Source organism: Erwinia typographi (assembly GCF_000773975.1).
GTDB classification, from domain to species: Bacteria; Pseudomonadota; Gammaproteobacteria; order Enterobacterales; family Enterobacteriaceae; genus Erwinia; species Erwinia typographi.
The window spans coordinates 133,436-148,515 of sequence record NZ_JRUQ01000037.1 but is presented as its reverse complement, the minus strand read 5'-3'; the positions used below and the strand labels follow the sequence as shown (position 1 = coordinate 148,515).

The 15,080-nt window shown below is 53.7% G+C and carries 17 protein-coding genes and 4 tRNA genes; 7 read left to right on the top strand and 14 right to left on the bottom strand.

Going from position 1 to position 15,080, the window contains the following annotated elements:
• Positions 1-127 precede the first annotated feature (127 nt).
• The 5 genes from otnK to NG99_RS12125 all read left to right on the top strand — a co-directional run bounded on the left by otnK (position 128) and on the right by NG99_RS12125 (position 4,159).
• Positions 128-1,393, top strand: coding sequence for a 3-oxo-tetronate kinase (gene otnK / locus NG99_RS12145; RefSeq protein WP_034892820.1), 1,266 nt, complete (start codon positions 128-130; stop codon positions 1,391-1,393).
• Complete coding sequence (otnC, locus tag NG99_RS12140; RefSeq protein WP_034892818.1) at positions 1,390-2,013, top strand: 3-oxo-tetronate 4-phosphate decarboxylase; 624 nt, start codon at positions 1,390-1,392, stop codon at positions 2,011-2,013. Before otnK ends, otnC begins: the two co-directional genes overlap by 4 nt.
• Before the next feature lie 2 nt (positions 2,014-2,015).
• Positions 2,016-2,798 (top strand): 2-oxo-tetronate isomerase, encoded by a 783-nt coding sequence (gene otnI, locus NG99_RS12135; RefSeq protein WP_034892815.1) that lies wholly within the window; start codon positions 2,016-2,018, stop codon positions 2,796-2,798.
• 37 nt (positions 2,799-2,835) lie between these two features.
• A complete protein-coding gene (locus NG99_RS12130) occupies positions 2,836-3,351 on the top strand; it encodes a GNAT family N-acetyltransferase (protein WP_034892812.1) in 516 nt (171 codons plus the stop codon).
• A 115-nt stretch (positions 3,352-3,466) separates the two neighbouring features.
• Complete coding sequence (locus NG99_RS12125; RefSeq protein WP_034892809.1) at positions 3,467-4,159, top strand: CTP synthase C-terminal region-related (seleno)protein; 693 nt, start codon at positions 3,467-3,469, stop codon at positions 4,157-4,159.
• A 55-nt stretch (positions 4,160-4,214) separates the two neighbouring features.
• On the opposite strand, the gene rplS is transcribed toward NG99_RS12125, so the two are convergent.
• The 5 genes from rplS to ffh all read right to left on the bottom strand — a co-directional run bounded on the left by rplS (position 4,215) and on the right by ffh (position 7,741).
• Positions 4,215-4,577, bottom strand: coding sequence for a 50S ribosomal protein L19 (gene rplS, locus NG99_RS12120; RefSeq protein ID WP_024965502.1), 363 nt, complete (start codon positions 4,575-4,577; stop codon positions 4,215-4,217).
• A 44-nt stretch (positions 4,578-4,621) separates the two neighbouring features.
• A complete protein-coding gene (gene trmD, locus NG99_RS12115) occupies positions 4,622-5,392 on the bottom strand; it encodes a tRNA (guanosine(37)-N1)-methyltransferase TrmD (protein ID WP_052130671.1) in 771 nt (256 codons plus the stop codon).
• Between the two features lie 35 nt (positions 5,393-5,427).
• Positions 5,428-5,976, bottom strand: a complete 549-nt coding sequence (rimM, locus tag NG99_RS12110; RefSeq protein WP_034892800.1) for a ribosome maturation factor RimM — start codon at positions 5,974-5,976, stop codon at positions 5,428-5,430.
• Positions 5,977-5,994: 18 nt separating this feature from the next.
• Complete coding sequence (rpsP, locus tag NG99_RS12105; protein ID WP_034892797.1) at positions 5,995-6,243, bottom strand: 30S ribosomal protein S16; 249 nt, start codon at positions 6,241-6,243, stop codon at positions 5,995-5,997.
• A 136-nt stretch (positions 6,244-6,379) separates the two neighbouring features.
• The gene (gene ffh / locus NG99_RS12100; RefSeq protein ID WP_034892794.1) at positions 6,380-7,741 is read right to left on the bottom strand and encodes a signal recognition particle protein; all 1,362 of its coding nucleotides are present in this window, start codon (positions 7,739-7,741) and stop codon (positions 6,380-6,382) included.
• A gap of 164 nt (positions 7,742-7,905) precedes the next feature.
• Here ffh and NG99_RS12095 point away from each other — a divergent pair, with 164 nt between their 5' ends.
• Positions 7,906-8,697 carry a cytochrome C assembly family protein gene (locus NG99_RS12095; RefSeq protein WP_034892790.1) on the top strand — a complete coding sequence of 264 codons (792 nt, stop codon included), beginning with the start codon at positions 7,906-7,908 and terminating at the stop codon, positions 8,695-8,697.
• A 25-nt stretch (positions 8,698-8,722) separates the two neighbouring features.
• Positions 8,723-10,009 (top strand): HlyC/CorC family transporter, encoded by a 1,287-nt coding sequence (locus NG99_RS12090; protein WP_034892787.1) that lies wholly within the window; start codon positions 8,723-8,725, stop codon positions 10,007-10,009.
• Between the two features lie 97 nt (positions 10,010-10,106).
• On the opposite strand, the gene luxS is transcribed toward NG99_RS12090, so the two are convergent.
• The 9 genes from luxS to csrA all read right to left on the bottom strand — a co-directional run bounded on the left by luxS (position 10,107) and on the right by csrA (position 14,958).
• Positions 10,107-10,622: an S-ribosylhomocysteine lyase gene (gene luxS, locus NG99_RS12085; protein WP_034892784.1), complete on the bottom strand. Its 516-nt coding sequence runs from the start codon at positions 10,620-10,622 to the stop codon at positions 10,107-10,109.
• 156 nt (positions 10,623-10,778) lie between these two features.
• Positions 10,779-12,383, bottom strand: a complete 1,605-nt coding sequence (gene gshA / locus NG99_RS12080; RefSeq protein ID WP_034892780.1) for a glutamate--cysteine ligase — start codon at positions 12,381-12,383, stop codon at positions 10,779-10,781.
• Positions 12,384-12,414: 31 nt separating this feature from the next.
• Positions 12,415-12,816, bottom strand: a complete 402-nt coding sequence (locus NG99_RS12075) for a YqaA family protein (protein ID WP_408606405.1) — start codon at positions 12,814-12,816, stop codon at positions 12,415-12,417.
• Positions 12,817-12,839: 23 nt separating this feature from the next.
• Entirely contained in the window at positions 12,840-13,406 is a 567-nt protein-coding gene (yqaB, locus tag NG99_RS12070; RefSeq protein WP_034892774.1) for a fructose-1-phosphate/6-phosphogluconate phosphatase, read from the bottom strand.
• A 400-nt stretch (positions 13,407-13,806) separates the two neighbouring features.
• Positions 13,807-13,883, bottom strand: a tRNA-Arg gene (locus NG99_RS12065).
• A gap of 242 nt (positions 13,884-14,125) precedes the next feature.
• Positions 14,126-14,202, bottom strand: a tRNA-Arg gene (locus tag NG99_RS12060).
• Between the two features lie 79 nt (positions 14,203-14,281).
• Positions 14,282-14,358, bottom strand: a tRNA-Arg gene (locus NG99_RS12055).
• 3 nt (positions 14,359-14,361) lie between these two features.
• Positions 14,362-14,454, bottom strand: a tRNA-Ser gene (locus NG99_RS12050).
• A 318-nt stretch (positions 14,455-14,772) separates the two neighbouring features.
• Positions 14,773-14,958 (bottom strand): carbon storage regulator CsrA, encoded by a 186-nt coding sequence (gene csrA / locus NG99_RS12045; protein ID WP_004155916.1) that lies wholly within the window; start codon positions 14,956-14,958, stop codon positions 14,773-14,775.
• Positions 14,959-15,080: the final 122 nt, after the last annotated feature.

Here is a 15,080-nt window from a genome sequence, read left to right as displayed (position 1 = left end):
AATGTGATATCGCCAGTAATACAATGCACGCATGTTAATTTTTAACAAAAATAAGCGTGATGACTGACATTTTTTCACATATGATGAGGGCCTTCTCATACAAGACTTAGCAGCAGCAGGAGGATATATGGCCTATTTAGGCGTCATTGCTGATGACTTTACTGGAGCAACGGATATCGCCAGCTTTTTGGCACAGAATGGCATGTCGGTAATCCAGTACAACGGCGTCCCCTCCGCAAATTCCGCGGTGAAAGAGGTCGAGGCGATTGTTATCAGCTTGAAATCACGCTCCTGTCCGCCGCAGCGCGCAGTCAGTGAGTCGCTATCAGCACTCAGCTGGCTAAGACAACAGGGCTGTCAGCGTTTTTACTTTAAATATTGTTCAACTTTTGACAGTACTGCTGAAGGAAATATCGGGCCGGTCACCGACGCCCTGCTGGCTGAACTGGGTGAAACCCAGACCATTTTCTCTCCCGCCTTGCCGGTCAATGGGCGTACCGTCTACCAGGGTTATCTGTTTGTCCATCAGCAGTTGCTGTCAGAATCGGGTATGCGCAACCATCCGGTTACGCCAATGCGTGACAGCAATCTGCTGCGCCTGATCGAGCAACAGTCTACGGGGCGAGCCGGGCTGATTCCTCTGGACGCTTTGCGCCAGGGAAGCGAAAACGTGGTCCAGCAACTGGCGCTATTACGCCAGCAGGGAGTCCGCTATGTAGTAATGGATGCAGTCAGTGAAGAAGATCTGCTGATTCAGGCGGTCGCCTCAGCAAATATGCGGCTGGTAACCGGCGGTTCAGGGCTGGCGATTGGCGTTGCTCGCCACTTTTCCGCATCACATCCTGGTAAGAAGAGTGAGCAACGCGGCCTGCCGGTCACGGGGCCGGGAGTCGTGCTTTCAGGCTCATGTTCAACAATGACCAACGCTCAGGTGGCCCGCTATAAACCCCAGGCTCCTCATGTTGCGCTGGAGATAGCCCGTTGCCTCGAAGATAACGATCGGTACGCAACCGAGGTTTGCCAGTGGGTGCGGGCGCAGCGCACCTCTTCTCTGGCCCCGATGGTATTTGCCACCTCTGAACCGGAAACGCTGCAACGTATTCAGCAGCAGTACGGTGCCGATAACAGCAGTCAGGCCATTGAACGCTTTTTTGCCCGGCTGGTCCCTCTGCTGGCAGAAGACGGCATTCAGCGATTTATTGTAGCGGGCGGCGAAACTTCCGGCGTGGTCACTCAGGCTCTGCATATACAGGGGCTGCACATTGGTCCGACTATTTCACCAGGCATTCCCTGGGTCAAAGCCACCGATCGTCCTCTGTCACTGGCCCTCAAGTCGGGCAATTTTGGCGATGAAAACTTTTTCGCCCGCGCACAACTGGAGTTTACGCCATGAATGAACAACAAATGCGTGAGGCGCTGGTCAGCCTGGGACGCTCGCTTTTCCAGCGCGGCTATGCCACCGGTTCGGCAGGCAATTTGTCAGTGTTGCTGGAAGATAACACCCTGCTGGCAACGCCAACTGGCTCCTGTTTAGGAGAACTGGATGCGGAGCGCTTATCTAAAGTAACCCTGGATGGCGAGCTAATTTCCGGTGATAAGCCCTCTAAAGAAGTCAGTTTTCACCGTGCGGTTTACCTGAATAATCCCAGCAGTAAAGCCATCGTCCATCTTCACTGTTTGTATCTGACGGCGCTCTCCTGCCTGGAGGATCTGGATACCAGCAACTGCATCCGCCCTTTTACGCCGTATGTAGTGATGAAGATGGGCGAAGTGCCGGTGGTCCCCTATTTTCGCCCTGGAGACAGGCAGATCGGTGAACATCTGGCCAGGCTTGCGCCGAACCACAACGCTTTTTTACTGGCAAATCACGGTCCGGTTGTCAGCGGCAAAACCCTGCGCGAAGCGGCCGATAATCTGGAAGAGCTCGAAGAAACGGCTCGCCTGATATTCACCCTCGGTGACCGACCGATACGTTATCTGACCCCGGCCGAAATCACTGCATTGAGGAGCTGAAAATGCCGAAATTCGCTGCTAACTTATCAATGATGTTTACCGAACTGCCTTTTATTGAACGTTTTTCCGCAGCGGCCCGCGCCGGGTTTGACGCTGTTGAATTTCTGTTTCCCTATGATTATTCTCTCAGTGACCTGCACTCTGTGTTACAGCAGACCGGGCTGAAGGTGGTGCTGTTTAACACTTGCGCTGGCAACATTGATCAAGGCGATTGGGGAATTGCGGCCCTGCCTGGACGGGAAGCCGAAGCCCGCCGCTATACGGACGAGGCGCTGGAGTATGCGCGGGCGATGAATTGCCCATCAGTACATGTTATGGCCGGCGTGATACCCAGTAATTTTTCGGCCGCCGCATGTCTGACCACCTTCGTTGAAAACCTGCGCTACGCGGCAGAACAATGTGCCGGGGAGAATATCCAGCTGCTGGTTGAGGCGCTCAGCCCAAAAACGCGCGCGGGTTACCTGTTTTCCAGTCAGTATCAGGCTTTGGAAATCATTAAAAAGGTCGATCGGCCCAATGTTAAACTGCAATTGGATCTGTTCCATGCCCAGCAGGTGGACGGTAACCTGAGCCATTTATTGCGTCAGTACGCCGGGCAATATGGTCATATTCAAATTGCTTCCGTCCCCGATCGTCATGAGCCTGACGAAGGTGAAGTGAACTATCCCTGGCTGTTTGAACTGCTGGACAGCCTCAACTACCATGGATGGGTAGGCTGTGAATATCAGCCGCGGGCGTCCACCGAAAATGGCCTCGGCTGGTTAGCGCCCTGGCGTCAGCCATGAAGCGACGGATGTCAGTACCGGAAAGGAGTGAAACCGCATGAAAATCCTGTACCGCCCTTATGCCAATTCAGATGCCCGAGACTTCGCCAGCGCCGTTAATGCCTCGCTGGATACGCTCAAGCCGTGGTTAGTTTGGGCCCACGAAGGATTTAGCGAAGCCGAAGCCCGCAGCTGGTTTGCCGCCACCCATACTTTGCGGGAAAAAGGGTTAGCGAACGAGCTGGGTCTGTTTACAGAAGAGGGGCGTTTACTGGGCGGTGCTGGGCTGCACTATTCGAGCGATCCGACTAATCACTGCTCAATTGGCTACTGGGTGCGCAGCAGCGAACAGGGTCAGGGTGTTGCCAGCCAGGCCGTTCTCTATTTGGTCAATCTGGCGTGGCAAAGTCCGGAAAGGGATACGGTGGAAATCCTCGCGGTGGAGGAGAATGCCGCCAGCCGCCGCGTGGCAGTGAAATGCGGCGCGGAATTTATCGGCATTCAGCATGGTTTGATCGTACTGGACAGCGGTCCGGTTAATACCGCGATCTACCACTTCCGACGTCCGCAGTAGCGTCGACAGGCATGGAGGCCCGTTAGCCCGCGGGGAAGAAATGACTAAAAGGTTCGAGATTGTCAATTGATGGGGCCTGCTGTAGCATCCTCTTTTACCTGTACAGGAAATTGAGATGAACCAGCCTATCCGCCTTGCCCTTGTTGGTGATTATCGTTCTTCTGCCGTTGCCCATCAGGCCATCCCGCCCGCCACCGAACTTGCCGCCGCCTGGCTGAACCTTCCGCTGAGCGCAGAATGGCTGCCGACTGAATCCGTGACCAGCCCTGCCGTCCTGGCGAATTTCGACGCCATCTGGGTGGTTCCCGGAAGCCCGTATAAAAACGATCGCGGTGCATTTATGGCTATCACCTATGCCCGTGAAAATAACGTGCCCTTTCTAGGTTCATGCGGGGGGTTCCAGTATGCCGTGGTGGAATATGCCCGCAACGTTATGGGCTGGAGCGATGCCGCTCATGCCGAGACTGACGCCGAAGGCCGCGTGGTCATTGCCCCGCTGAGCTGCTCGCTGCTGGAAAAGATGGGCGATATCGTGTTTGAGCCCGGCTCGCGAATTGCCAGCGCCTACGGCAAGCTGGAAACCTGCGAAGGCTACCACTGCAATTTCGGCGTTAACCCGGAATTTGTAAAAGAGCTGGCGGATTTCCCGCTGCGTATTACCGCATGGGATCGTGAAGGGGACGTGCGCGGCATTGAGCTGCCGGAGCATAAATACTTCGTCGCCACGCTGTTCCAGTCCGAACGCGCCGCGCTGCGCAATGAGCTGTCACCGCTGGTTGTCGAGCTTATTAAAGCCACCCAACGCTAATAACAGTCATAAAAAAAGGGCCAACCTCTCGGCTGGCCCTTCGTTCGCTATTAACTTAAGAAGCTGCTTTAGCGCCCAGACGTTCTTTGATACGTGCAGACTTACCGGTACGCTCACGCAGATAGTACAGTTTGGCCTTACGTACGGCGCCACGACGTTTCACAGCAATGCTGTCGATAACCGGTGAGTGAGTCTGGAATACACGCTCAACACCTTCGCCGTTAGAAATTTTACGAACAGTGAATGCAGAGTGCAGACCGCGGTTACGAATAGCGATAACCACGCCCTCGAATGCCTGCAGACGTTTCTTAGAACCTTCAACGACCCATACTTTCACTTCCACGGAATCACCCGGACGGAATGAAGGTACGTCCTGTTTCATCTGCTCTTGTTCAATTTGCTTGATAATGTTGCTCATAATTTAATCTCTTATCCTGGGTAAACTGATATTCAGGCGCGCGGCTACTGCCGTACATGCCCATCATCGTTATGTTGCCGGTTGAATTCCTTTTGGAATTCTCTGAGCAACTTTGCTTGCTCTTCAGTCAGAGCCAGGTTTTCCAGAAGTTCAGGTCTTCTTAGCCAGGTACGACCCAGCGACTGTTTCAAACGCCAGCGGTGAATTTCAGCATGGTTGCCCGACAGCAGTACTGGCGGAACCTCCATCCCTTCTAACACTTCAGGTCGGGTATAGTGCGGACAATCCAACAGGCCTTCGGAAAACGAATCTTCCTCGGCTGACGCCTGCTTGCCCAGGACGCCGGGTATAAACCGGGCGACCGAGTCAATCAGCGTCATCGCTGGCAGCTCCCCACCGCTGAGAACGTAATCGCCAATCGACCATTCTTCATCGATTTCGGTTTTGATTACGCGCTCATCAATCCCTTCATAACGACCGCACACCAGAATTATCTTCTGATGGGTCGCCAGTTCGCAAACTCCTTGCTGATCGAGTTTACGCCCCTGAGGTGAAAGATAAATCACCCTGGCGCCTTCCCCTGCCGCCGCTTTTGCTGCGTGGATGGCATCCCGTAAGGGTTGAACCATCATTAGCATTCCCGGTCCGCCGCCGTAAGGACGTTCGTCCACGGTACGGTGCCGGTCATGAGCGAAGTCACGAGGACTCCAACTCTGAATGCTGAGCAGGCCATTTTTTACTGCCCGGCCGGTTACTCCGTATTCGGTAATCGCGCTGAACATCTCCGGGAACAGGCTGATAATGCCAATCCACATCGATGACGCTGGCGTCATACCGTCTTTTACGGAGCTCAAAAACCAGGATCCCAATCTACTTCAATACTGCCGGTAGCGAGATCGACATTCTTGATAACCTGTCCATCAAGGAACGGAATCAGCCGCTCCTTCGCACCGAATGCATCCTTCAGGTTTGCCCTCACGACGAGCACGTCGTTCGAACCGGTTTCCATCAGCTCAGTGACTTTACCCAGCTCATAGCCTTGAGTGGTGACTACCTGGCAACCAATAAGGTCTTTCCAGTAATAGTCGCCGCCGTCCAGCTCCGGCAGCTGCCCGGAATCCACGACAATTTCGCAATTAGTCAGCAGACCGGCAGTATCACGATCGTCAATGCCTTTGACTTTGATGATCATGTCCTGATTGTGGCGCTTCCAGCCTTCCAGCTCGACAAGCTGCCATTGACCCGCACGTTGGATAAACCACGGCTGATAGTCAAAAATGCTTTCGGCATCTTCGGTGGAGGAAAACACTTTGAGCCAACCACGGATACCGTAGGCAGATCCCATTTTCCCTAAAATTAAAGGGGTAGCAGGAGACTGCGCGGTGAGTTGCTTGCTCATGTTGACCACCGTGACAGATTAAGCTGCTTTCTTAGCTTCTTTGATCAGCGCACCAACGCGATCGGAAAGAGTAGCGCCCTGGCCAACCCAGTGCTCAATGCGATCCAGATCCAGACGCAGTGCTTCAGCCTGACCAGCAGCGATCGGGTTGAAGAAACCCACGCGCTCGATGAAGCGACCGTTGCGAGCATTGCGGCTGTCGGTGACGACTACCTGATAGAACGGACGCTTTTTAGCGCCGTGACGTGCCAAACGAATTGTTACCATAACATCCTCTTGAGTTAATAAAACAACCGGGCCCCATTGAGGGAACGGGGCCCGGATGCAATATAAAAAGCCCGAAAATTTTACTCATTTTGGCGTAAAAAGCAATCTAATTCGCCAAAGCGCTTTTCCGGCTGACTTAACGGCCAGGGAAGCCTGGCGGCATCATGCCCTTCATGCCGCGCATCATCTTCGCCATACCGCCCTTTTTCATCTTCTTCATCATGCGCTGCATGTCGTCAAACTGCTTCAGTAAGCGGTTAACGTCCTGCACCTGCATGCCTGAACCTGTTGCAATGCGACGCTTGCGGGAACCTTTAATGATCTCCGGCTTTTCGCGCTCTTTACGCGTCATGGAGTTGATCATCGCTTCCATTCGCACCAGCACTTTATCGTCCATCTGCGACTTCACGTTGTCCGGGATCTGACCCATGCCCGGCAGCTTGCCCATCAGGCTGGCCATGCCGCCCATGTTGCGCATCTGCTTGAGCTGGTCGAGGAAGTCGTTCAGATCGAAACCGTCGCCCTTTTTGAGCTTGCTGGCTAGCTTCTCAGCCTGCGCACGGTCAACTTTGCTTTCGATATCTTCAATCAGCGACAGAACGTCGCCCATGCCGAGGATACGGGAAGCGATACGTTCCGGGTAGAACGGCTCCAGGGCTTCGGTTTTCTCACCAACGCCCATAAATTTAATGGGCTTACCGGTGATTTGACGAATCGACAGCGCGGCGCCGCCGCGGGCGTCACCGTCCACTTTCGTCAGGATCACGCCGGTTAACGGCAGCGCTTCGTTAAACGCCTTCGCCGTATTCGCGGCATCCTGGCCGGTCATGGCGTCGACCACAAACAGCGTTTCAACCGGATTGATCGCGGCGTGAACCTGTTTGATTTCGTCCATCATCGCTTCGTCTACGTGCAGACGACCGGCGGTATCCACCAGCAGCACATCGTAGAATTTTAGCTTAGCCTGCTGTAAAGCGCTCGTAACGATATCCACCGGCTTCTGACTAAGGTCAGAGGGGCAGAAATCCACGCCGACTTGTTCGGCCAGCGTTTCCAGCTGTTTAATCGCCGCAGGGCGATAGACGTCGGCAGAGACGACCAGCACTTTCTTCTTGTGCTTTTCGCGCAGGAACTTACCGAGCTTGCCCACGCTGGTGGTTTTACCGGCCCCCTGCAGGCCCGCCATCAGCACCACGGCCGGTGGCTGAGCGGCAAGATTGAGCGTGTTGTTCTCCGCGCCCATCGCCACGACCAGCTCGTTCTGCACGATCTTGACGAACTCCTGGCCTGGCGTCAGGCTTTTGTTGACATCCTGTCCAACCGCCCGCTCTTTCACCCGGTTGATAAAGTCGCGCACGACCGGCAGCGCAACGTCCGCCTCAAGCAGCGCCATGCGCACTTCACGCAGGGTGTCCTTAATGTTGTCTTCTGTCAGCCGTCCACGGCCGCTGATATTGCGCAGGGATTGCGACAATCTGTCGGTTAAATTATCAAACATCGTCTCTCGCTCAACGTAATGAGAGGTCGCCAGGCGACACAATGGGACGGATTATAACATGAAGCCACGGCGATCTCAGCCATCTGCGTTGAGATCGTTTGGAGCCAGCAGCGGCTGGCGCTATACTGATTTTTTTCTTATCCAGCCGGTACCTGACAACATTTATGTCCGTTTTCGCGATTCTGGCGCTACTCGCCTACTCCTCCAGCCTTGCTTTGATCATTCCGACGCTGCTGCGCAAGCAGAGCGCCTGGCGGCGTCTGGCGATGATCTCGGCGGTTATTGCGCTGGTCTGCCACGGCATAGCGCTGCAGCAGCGCATTTTTGCCATCGACAGCGGCCAGAACCTCAGCCTGCTGAACATTGGCTCGCTGGTCAGCCTGCTGATCTGCGCCATCATGACCATTGTCGCCTCGCGCAACCGGGGCTGGATACTGCTGCCGATTGTTTACAGCTTTGCGCTGATCAATCTGGCCTTTGCCACTTTTGTGCCGAATGCCTTTATCACCCACCTGGAGACCACGCCGGGGATGATGGTGCATATCGGCCTCGCGCTGTTTGCCTATGCAACGCTGATCATTGCCGCGCTGTATGCCCTGCAACTGGCCTGGATCGACTATCTGCTGAAGAACAAAAAGCTGGTGTTCAACAGCGATATTCCGCCGCTGATGACCATTGAGCGCAAAATGTTTCACATCACTCAGGTAGGCGTGGTGCTACTGACGCTGGTCTTGTGTACCGGGCTGTTTTATATGCACGATCTTTTCAGCCGCGAGAACGTCGATAAAGCCGTGCTGTCGATCCTTGCCTGGTTCGTCTATATCGTTTTGCTGTGGGGTCACTATCATGAAGGCTGGCGCGGACGCCGCGTTGCCTGGTTCAACTGCGGTGGGGCTTTTTTGCTGACAATGGCCTACTTCGGTAGCCGGATGCTACAGCATTTCCTCACCTCCTGACCGCTCACTACAAGGAATTCCCTCGTTGGCAGATGTTTCAACTACCACCCTGATTATTATTCTGGTGATCATGGTTATGGTTTCGGCCTGGTTCGCCGGTTCTGAAACCGGCATGATGACGCTTAACCGCTATAAGCTGCGCCATCAGGCCAAGAACGGCAGCCGCGCCGCCCGCCGCGTGGAGAAACTGCTGCGCCGTCCCGACCGTTTACTCAGCCTGGTGCTGATCGGCAACAACCTGGTCAATATTCTGGCCTCCGCTCTGGCAACCCTCGTCGGGATGCGCATTCATGGCGATGAGGGCGTGGCGATCGCCACCGGTATTCTGACCTTCTGCGTGCTGGTGTTTGCCGAGGTGCTGCCCAAAACCATCGCCGCGCTCTACCCTGAAAAAGTCGCCTTTCCCAGCAGTTTTCTACTGGGGCCGCTGCAAATCGTGATGATGCCGCTGGTCTGGCTGCTGAATACCATTACCCGGCTGCTGATGCGCCTGGTCGGCATGAGAACCGAAGGCGCGATCAACTCCGCGCTGAGCAAGGAAGAGCTGCGTACCATCGTCTACGAATCGCGCTCGCTGATGTCCCGTCGCAACCAGGACATGCTGCTTTCGGTGCTGGATCTGGAGAAAGTGAACGTTGATGACATTATGGTGCCGCGCAATGAAATCGTTGGCATCAATATTAACGATGACTGGAAGTCGATTGTCCGCCAGTTGACCCACACACCGCATGGCCGGGTGGTGCTCTACCGCGATTCCCTTGATGACGCCATCAGTATGCTGCGCGTGCGTGAAGCCTATCGCCTGATGACCGAGAAGAAAGAGTTCACCAAAGAGGTGATGCTGCGCTCGGCTGACGAAATTTATTATGTGCCGGAAGGCACGCCGCTGAACGTGCAGCTGGTGAAATTTCAGCGTAATAAGAAGAAAGTCGGGCTGGTGGTTGATGAATATGGCGACATTAAAGGCCTGGTAGCCATTGAAGACATTCTTGAAGAGATCGTCGGCGACTTCACCACCTCGATGTCGCCAACGCTGGCGGAAGAAGTCGTGCCGCAGAACGACGGTTCAGTGCTGATTGAAGGCAGCGCTAACGTGCGTGAGCTAAATAAAGCGTTTAACTGGAATCTGCCGGAAGAGGAGGCCCGTACGGTTAACGGGATGATTCTGGAAGCGATTGAGGACATTCCTCTGCCTGACACCACGGTGCATGTTGGTCACTACGCGGTCGATATTCTCGACGTACAGGAAAATATGATCAAACAGGTGAGGATTACGCCGCAGAAGTCACTGAAGGAATCGGTAGGGTCATAACACAACCCCGTCCCCCTCAGAGGAAACGCTCAGCGCTGGAGAGGGACGAATTTACCGCCCCGGAGAGCGGGGCGGTAAAGCTGAATGCGGCGGATAACTAAATGTGCAGCTCTTTCAGCTTCTCTTTCGGCAGCGCCAGCTCGTCGTTATGGTTAACGCGAATGTCGTTGTCGATAATGTGACGGGCAATGTCCTGCGCTTCATCTAAAGAGTGCATTTCATACGTCCCGCACTGGTACTCATTCAGCTCTGGGATGGTGCGCTGGTCAGTGACTTTCAGCACATCCTGCATCGCCGCTTTCCAGGCTTTCGCCACGCGCTGCTCGTCCGGCGTACCAATCAGGCTCATATAGAAACCGGTACGGCAACCCATTGGGGAGATGTCGATGATTTCTACGCCTTCACCGTTCAGGTGGTTACGCATGAAGCCAGCAAACAGGTGCTCCAGCGTGTGGATCCCGCGCTCTGGCATCACTTCTTTGTTTGGCTTGCAGAAGCGCAAATCGAAAACGGTAATGGTATCGCCATGAGGAGTGTTCATGGTCTTAGCTACACGAACCGCAGGTGCCGCCATGATAGTGTGATCGACGGTAAAGCTATCCAACAATGGCATATTGTTACCTCAACTAATGAATTTATTTTTGCAACAGTGAAACTTTCTCTTCCGTGCCCGGTCTGAATCTATGAAAGACGCGCATTTTGTTATCATCATCATCCCTGACAACAGAGATGTTATTTTTGGCCACAGCAATGTGGCCTTTTTCTTTTCTTACCCGCTGCGACTTTTCAAAAAGTCGTCAAAGCTAAGCGTATCACTTTCTTCAATTTCCTGCTGATTAACCTTTGAGCGCACCGCTTCCTGCTCAAACTGCGTTTCCGTCAGAATCTCTAAAGGCTCTTCCGCCAGCTGATGGCGATAATGTTCCGCTAACGCCAGCCCCGTGCCGCTAATACCATTCTCTTTCAGCGCCGTCAGGAAACGAGCGGAATAGGTCAGATCTGGATCGTCGAACGACGCCACCAGACGATCGCACATTTCCTGATACAGGCGATCGCCGTGCTGACTATCGAGCGTCTCGGCAACGCGGCGCAGGTCTTTAAACAGCGTTTTTCCCACTTCAGCCAGCGGATGCTGCGCTTCACCGCAGCCCATGCCTAATAGCAGGCCCGGCTTCCGCCCTTCGAGAATGACGCGGTTCCAGTTAGTGCGCGTGCAGAGCAGCTCATCGCTGCTCATTTCCGGCGCATCGGCCAGCGTACACCAAATCAGGAACAGATCGAGGAAACGAACCTGATTCTCATCCACGCCGACTGGCGAGAAGGGGTTGATATCCAGCGAGCGAACTTCGATATATTCAATGCCGCCGCGCAGTAGCGCGTCAGAAGGATTTTCCCCCGAACGCGTGACGCGTTTTGGCCGAATCGGCGCGTAAAGCTCGTTTTCAATCTGCAGCACGTTAGTATTCAGCTGGAGCCAGTTCCCCTGCTCATCCTTAATCCCCATCCGCTCATACTCTTTGGACGGCGTTTTGATCGCCGCCTTCAGCGCCTTCACATACTCGTTGAGATTATTGAAGGTAATGCCCAGCCCGCTCTGCGACTTGTTGGTATACCCCAAATCGCTCAGGCGCAAAGAGGTGGCGTAAGGCAGATACAGCATACCCTTATCGGTTTCTTCAAACGGCAGCTTTGTTTCTTTGCCCTGTAGGAAAGAGGAGCAGATCGCTGGCGAAGCGCCGAACAGGTAAGGAATGATCCAACCGAAGCGGTAGTAGTTACGGATTAGCCGCAAATACCCGTCGGAAATCGCCTCCTTGCCGCTGTTGGCATCTTTGACATTCGCCCAGGCCTGCCAGAACGAGATCGGCAGCGAGAAGTTATAGTGAACGCCGGAGATGACCTGCATCAGCGCGCCGTAGCGGTTTTTCAAACCTTCCCGATAAAGCGTTTTCATCTTGCCGATGTTGGAGCTGCCGTATTGCGCCAGCTCAATCTGCTGACTGTCTTCAATCAGGCACGGCATACTCATCGGCCACATGCGTTCCTCGCCCAGGTCGCGCGAGGTGTGTCGATGAATATCACGCAAAAAGGCCAGCAGATGATCGATGTTGTCATCTACCGGCGTGATGAATTCAAGCAGCGTTTCCGCAAAATCCGTGGTGATCCACTTATGCGTTAACGCCGAGCCAAGAGATTTTGGGTGCCCGGTAGTGGCCAGATGACCATCTGGTCTGACGCGCAGCGTTTCGCGTTCAATACCGCGACCAATACCTTTTAATGCATCAGGATGAGCTTCCAGCCAGGAAAGCGCCTGTGATACGTCCGGGATCAAATTGACCTCCCGCTCGGAGAAAAATTTATTATTGTTAAGCATAATGTTAACCGTAGCGCCGATTATTCGCGAATCAAAGCCACCATTCCATGCCCTGTAATGTTGCGTACGCCAGCGCTATGTAGCGGAGGGTTTTACCGACGGCGAGAAACAGCACCGTCGGCAGCCAGGCAAAACGAAGCCAGCCAGCGAGAACGCATAGCAGGTCACCAATCACTGGTAACCAGCTAAATAGCAGCGCAGCAGGCCCCAAGCGGTGCAGCCACGCCGTTGCTGTGTGATGCCATCGCCCCTGCTGTTTTACCGGCAGCCAGCGACCAATGATAATATTTGTCAGACCGCCCAACGTGTTACCAAGTGCGGCGATGGCAATAATGCCACTTACTGAGACCTTACCGGCTATCAGCAGACCAGCCAGTAACGCTTCTGAACTGCCCGGTAGCAGGGTCGCACTGAGAAAACTGCTGGCAAACATGGCCCCAAAGGCGAGCCATTCACTCACAGCTGGCGGACGTCCACGAAATCCATCCCTGCAGCCTGCGCCGCCTGAATGCCAAAATCAGCGTCCTCAAACACCACGCAGCGCGAGGGAGCCACGTTGATCAGTTCCGCACAGCGGATAAAGGTTTCCGGCTCCGGCTTGTGGCGCTGCACGTCATCCGCACCGACGACCGCATCAAAATAGTTTCTCAGGCCAAGATGCTGCAACAGCGCTTCTGCCATCGCGTGCTCGCTGCCGGTTCCTACGGCCATAGGACGCCGCCCCTTATAGGCTTTAACCACCTCTATCAGCGGCAGAGGACGCACGGTATCAAAGAGCATCTCTTTCAGCGCGGCGGTTTTTTCACTGGCCAGCTCAAACGGATCGAGCGTGCTTTGCTGACTGGCAATAATCACCTCGGCAATGCGCCACGTAGGTGAGCCGTTCAGGCCAATCACCGATCGCTCATCGAACTGCATACCATGCCGTGCCAGCACCTCATGCCAGGCCTTACGATGCGTTGGTTCCGTATCCAAAATGGTACCATCCATATCGAATATCAAGCCTTCATACCGGTCGTACATCCTTCTCTCCATCCTTGATCAAGCGAACGATTACTTTAGCGTAAAGCCGTCCGCTTGTCGCTGTTGGCATGGTTCCGCAAATGCCTTGAAATACATAGGGATTTTGATTATCAGAAAATGGCGTGAGATAAAGCTCAGAACAAATCTGCGCATCAAAAGTCTATTTTATTGTTTAAAAACAAGAGACTATTCAGGAGATAAAGAGGGTTGTAGCGGCAGTAATGTGCGCTATATCAGTGTAATGGGGCCGTTTGTTCTTTTGCAATAGGGTGCATCCAGGAGGATTATTCGGCGCTGCCTCACCCTTACGGGCCGTTGCCAGGCAACGTTATCATCCTTAGTGCTGGCGGCAATAACCTGCTCTATGCCAGTACGGTAATGCTGCTTTCTTTCTTAAATATGGTGCATCCAGGAGGATTCGAACCTCCGACCGCTCGGTTCGTAGCCGAGTACTCTATCCAGCTGAGCTATGGATGCATTGAAAAACGTGCGGGTGTCGTGCGACAAACCTGAGGACATTCAGAAGGAACTGGCGGCAATAATCTGCTCTATACCAGTACGGTAATGCTGCTTTCTTTCTTAAATATGGTGCATCCAGGAGGATTATTCGGCGCTGCCTCACCCTTACGGGCCGTTGCCAGGCAACGTTATCATCCTTAGTGCTGGCGGCAATAATCTGCTCTATGCCAGTACGGTAATGCTGCTGTCTTTCTTAAAGATGGTGCATCCAGGAGGATTCGAACCTCCGACCGCTCGGTTCGTAGCCGAGTACTCTATCCAGCTGAGCTATGGATGCATAATAATTTTTATAACACCAGGCAATAACCTGAACCTGCTTTATGCCAGTCCGGCAATGCTGTTTTCTTTCTTAAATATGGTGCATCCAGGAGGATTCGAACCTCCGACCGCTCGGTTCGTAGCCGAGTACTCTATCCAGCTGAGCTATGGATGCAAATGGCGGTGAGGCGGGGATTCGAACCCCGGATGCAGCTTTTGACCGCATACTCCCTTAGCAGGGGAGCGCCTTCAGCCTCTCGGCCACCTCACCAGTACGCACTCTTGCGAGCTGTGCTTCTGAACTTTATAACCGCTCATCGGCACTGCGTGGCGCACATATTACTTTCCCGCATTTATAAGTCAAACAATTTTTCCCCCTCCGGGTTCAATTGCACACTTCCCATGCAATCCGGGTATTTTGGCGACAAAAAGATTGAATTATCAACAATAATTCTGGCGTCGCCATACAATTAGTCGTGCGGGATAAAACGCAGCGAAGGGAAGAAAGATGAGGGAAAGAGCGAGAAAATGCGGGAGGAAAGCGGAAAACCGGTAGCGCCTCGCTACAACTAGCGAGGCGCTGGATCCGTTAGTAACTTGTTTGCTGAGTTTTTTCGGCCTGAATCCGCTGATAGATCTCTTCGCGATGGACCGAAACTTCCTTAGGAGCGTTCACACCAATGCGAACCTGGTTCCCCTTCACACCCAGCACCGTTACAGTCACCTCATCGCCAATCATGAGGGTTTCACCAACTCGACGAGTTAGAATAAGCATTCTTTGCTCCTTGAAAGATTAAAAGAGTCGGGTTAACTGCTTCCCGGCATTATCCATCGTATAACGCTAAATGTAGACTATGACAAATACACCACAAGTGCATCACCTTGCCAATACATTCT